The organism is Pirellulales bacterium (assembly GCA_035939775.1).
Classification (GTDB): domain Bacteria; phylum Planctomycetota; class Planctomycetia; order Pirellulales; family DATAWG01; genus DASZFO01.
This window is the reverse complement of record DASZFO010000255.1, coordinates 1-3,477: the sequence shown is the minus strand read 5'-3', so window position 1 is coordinate 3,477 and position 3,477 is coordinate 1. Positions and strand designations below refer to the sequence as shown.

The window sequence follows — 3,477 nt, the reverse complement described above, 5'->3', positions numbered from 1 at the left end:
AAATCATCGGGCGGCTTACAGGTGCAATCCGGTTCCATTCGGCCGGAAAACGCGCGGACATTTTCTTTGCTTCGGCGGAAAACGCCGGTATGATGAACCGGCTGTCACATGGCGGCCCGCGCTCGGCTCCGCTGTGGACGTGCCTCCTCTTGTTTTTCTCGCACCGCATTCGTTTTCGATATGCGGCGCACCATTTGTCGGCGTCTCACCACGAAGGAGTTTTCCCGCCAATGGTGACCAAACCACGAGCAGCCGTTGCGCGGCGGAAGCCGAACCGCAGCGGAAGCGGCCCACGGATTTTCATGCAGGCCATCGCAACGAGCGCTCTGGCCGTAGCGATCTGCACCCTGGCCGGATGCGAAAAGCCGCCCACATTTAGTGAACTGATCCACGGTAAACCGAAAGAGGCAGCGCCGCCTCCCGCGCCGGTCGTGAAGCAGGGGGAAGCGCCCAAGGCCGCGCCGCAGGCCGCCCCGGCGACGCCTGAGCCGCCGAAAAAAACCGCTCAGGAAGCGCTCGCTCAATTCAATTCGACGCCAACCTACCGCAGGACGAACGAGCAGCTTGCGGAGCTGTCATCGTTTCCCGAGGTCCGCGACCAGCTGACGGCCCTCGAGTTGCAAGGGAGCACCATCAGCGATGCCGGCCTGGCCGCGCTGCCCAAATTCGACAAAGTCGAAAAGCTGAATATCAGCCACCTCAATTACTCAGGCGCGGCACTGGCCAACGTCGCCAAAATGAAGAACGTGACCGCCCTGGCGATGACCAAGGGTGCGCAAAAGGACAAAAACTCTGACGCGGCAATGGCCCAAATCAGCCAAATGAAGCAGCTCGTCGAGTTGTACGTCGACCAGGCGAAATTCTCGACGGCGGGCATCGCCGAGATCGCCAAAATGACCCAGCTCGAAAAATTGTCGGTTGGGCAGATCTCTCAGTTCACCGACGAACATCTCGAGATGCTGGCCCCGCTGGTGAATCTCAAATATTTGGATCTCACCGGGAGCTACGTGACCGACGACGGACTCAAGTACCTGCAGCCCTTCACCGAGCTCGAAACTTTGATGATGGCGAAGATGCAGGCGGTTCGCGGACGTGGATTGAATGAGCTCGTCACCAAGAAAAAGGGCCTGCGGAAACTGAAGGTTCTGTCGATGTACGACAATCCCTATTTGAGCATCGAAGCGTATCACGGCATCTCAAACATCAAAACGTTGGAAGTGCTCGACGTCGGCGCTGCCAACTGCACCAATGCGGCGTTCGAAGCGATGCCCTATCTTCGGAACCTTCACACCCTGTCGGTGCATCAAAATGAGTCGCTCAGCGACGACGCGATGCTGAACTTCTTTTCCAAGTTGAAAAGTCTCAAGTCGATCTATTTCGAGAACAACAAGCTCATCAGCGACAGGTCGATCCCGGCCTTTCTGAAAGTCAAGACGCTCGAGGGAATCGCACTCCTGCAGACTTCAGTGACTCCGACCGGCGCTCAAAAGCTCAAGAGCAAGCTCAAAAACTGCAAAGTCAACTACAACGGCAAGCTGCTCTAGTCGGCGTCAGCGGGTGGCCAATCTCGTGCATGCGGCGAGCGCGGCGCAGAGCCGCGATTTGCCCGCGCCGAGGTCCTCACCGCTAGGGCAGGTCTGTTGAGCCCATCAAGAAGCGATCGCATTCCCGCGCTGCGCCACGGCCCTCGTTGATGGCCCAGACGATCAGGCTCTGGCCGCGGCGGCAGTCTCCGGCCGCGAAGACGTTTTCGACGTTCGTGCGGAACTTTCCGTAAGGCGCCTTGTAGTTTGCGCGCTCGTCGACCTCGACCCCAAGCTGCCCGGAAACGGCCGTCTCCGGCCCCAGGAATCCGAGCGCCAAAAGAACCAGGTCGCACTCGAAGATCTCCTCCGATCCTTCGACGACGCTGAATGGAGCTTTGCCGGGAATCGGCTTGGACCAGTCGACTCGCACCGCCTTGAGTGCCTGGACGTTGCCCGCGCCGTCCGATTGAAACTCGACGGTCGAGATCGCAAACTCACGCGGGTCGCGACCGAATTTGACGGTCGCTTCGGCGTGCCCGTAGTCCACGCGAAAGACGCGCGGCCACTGAGGCCACGGATTGTTTGCGGCCCGCACCTGTGGCGGCATCGGCACAATCTCGAAGTTGACCAGGTTGCGGCAACCGTGCCGCATCGAGGTTCCGATGCAATCCGTCCCCGTGTCACCGCCGCCGATCACGATCACGCGCTTGTCCTTCGCGCTGATGTAGCGGCCGTCTCCAAGGCCTGAGTCGAGCAGGCTCTTGGTGTTCGCGTGCAGGAATTCCATCGCGAAATGAATTCCCTTGAGGTCGCGGCCCGGAATCGGCAAATCGCGCGGCCGCGTCGCCCCGGTGCAAAGCACGACGGCGTCAAACTGCTCGAGCAGCTGCGCGCCCGTCGGATCGCGGCCGACATCTTTGCTCGTCAGAAACTCGATTCCCTCGTCGGCCAAGAGCTTCACGCGGCGCTCGACGATCGATTTCTCGAGCTTCATATTGGGAATGCCGTACATCAACAGGCCGCCGATGCGGTCGGCCCGCTCAAAGACGGTGATCGTATGGCCGGCGCTGTTGAGCTGGGCGGCCGCTGCCAATCCTGCGGGCCCGGAGCCGACCACGGCGACGGTCTTGCATGTGCGCGACCTGGGCGGTTTCGCGGTTACCCAGCCCTCCTCGAAGCCGCGGTCGATGATCGCGCATTCGATCGACTTGATCGTCACCGGCGGCTCGATGATGCCGAGCACGCACGAGCCCTCGCACGGGGCCGGACAGACACGGCCGGTAAATTCGGGGAAGTTGTTGGTCGCGTGCAGGCGATCGAGGGCCTCGCGCCAACGATCGCGATAGACGAGGTCGTTCCATTCGGGAATGAGGTTGTTGACGGGACAGCCGGCCGCCATGTTGGCCATCAAGTCGCCGGTGTGGCAAAACGGAACGCCGCAATCCATGCAGCGCGCACCCTGTTCGCGCAGCTCGCCGACGCTCAAGTGCTCGTGGAACTCGCTCCAGTCGAGCACGCGCAGCGCGGGGTCGCGCTCCTGCGGAGCGTGCCGCGAAAATTCGGTGAAGCCGGTCGGCTTTCCCATCCGTTCGGTACTCGTGGCGTCGGTCAGAGGGTTGATGATTTCAGCGGTGCAGAGCAGCGAGGCAGGTCTATCGAGTCGCGGATCGACGAGAGTCATCGCATCCGCGGTTCTAAATGCGTCCTCCAGGCAAGGCCGCCAAGGCAGCCCGCTCGGAGTCGAACGACGCGCTATTGTCTTTCGCAGAGCCGGCGCTTCGCCTCTGTGCGATCTCTTGGAGGGCCCGCTTGTAGTCGGTTGGCATGACCTTCTTGAATTTGGACAGGCTGTTCTTCCAATCGGCCAGCAACCGCGCCGCGACCGTCGAGCCGGTCTGCTCGCGGTGATTGTCGATCAGCCGCCGCAGTTCCTCGATATCCTTGGGCTCGC

3 protein-coding genes are annotated in these 3,477 nt (G+C 61.1%); 1 reads left to right on the top strand and 2 read right to left on the bottom strand.

Translation table 11 applies throughout. From position 1 onward, the window contains the following. Window positions 1-230: 230 nt before the first annotated feature. Complete coding sequence (locus VGY55_15970) at window positions 231-1,544, top strand: hypothetical protein (GenBank protein ID HEV2971473.1); 1,314 nt, start codon at window positions 231-233, stop codon at window positions 1,542-1,544. Window positions 1,545-1,626: 82 nt separating this feature from the next. On the opposite strand, the gene VGY55_15965 is transcribed toward VGY55_15970, so the two are convergent. Both VGY55_15965 and VGY55_15960 read right to left on the bottom strand, forming a co-directional pair. Further along, window positions 1,627-3,111: a glutamate synthase subunit beta gene (locus VGY55_15965; protein HEV2971472.1), complete on the bottom strand. Its 1,485-nt coding sequence runs from the start codon at window positions 3,109-3,111 to the stop codon at window positions 1,627-1,629. Window positions 3,112-3,220: 109 nt separating this feature from the next. Beyond that, on the bottom strand, window positions 3,221-3,477 hold a 257-nt coding region (locus VGY55_15960; protein HEV2971471.1), incomplete at its 5' end, for a hypothetical protein.

What these genes read in the sequence shown, in the direction of transcription:
- VGY55_15965 (HEV2971472.1), bottom strand. Translation starts at nt 3,111, where the DNA reads ATGGGAAAGCCGACCGGCTTCACCGAATTTTCGCGGCACGCTCCGCAG.
- VGY55_15970 (HEV2971473.1), top strand. Translation starts at nt 231, where the DNA reads ATGGTGACCAAACCACGAGCAGCCGTTGCGCGGCGGAAGCCGAACCGC.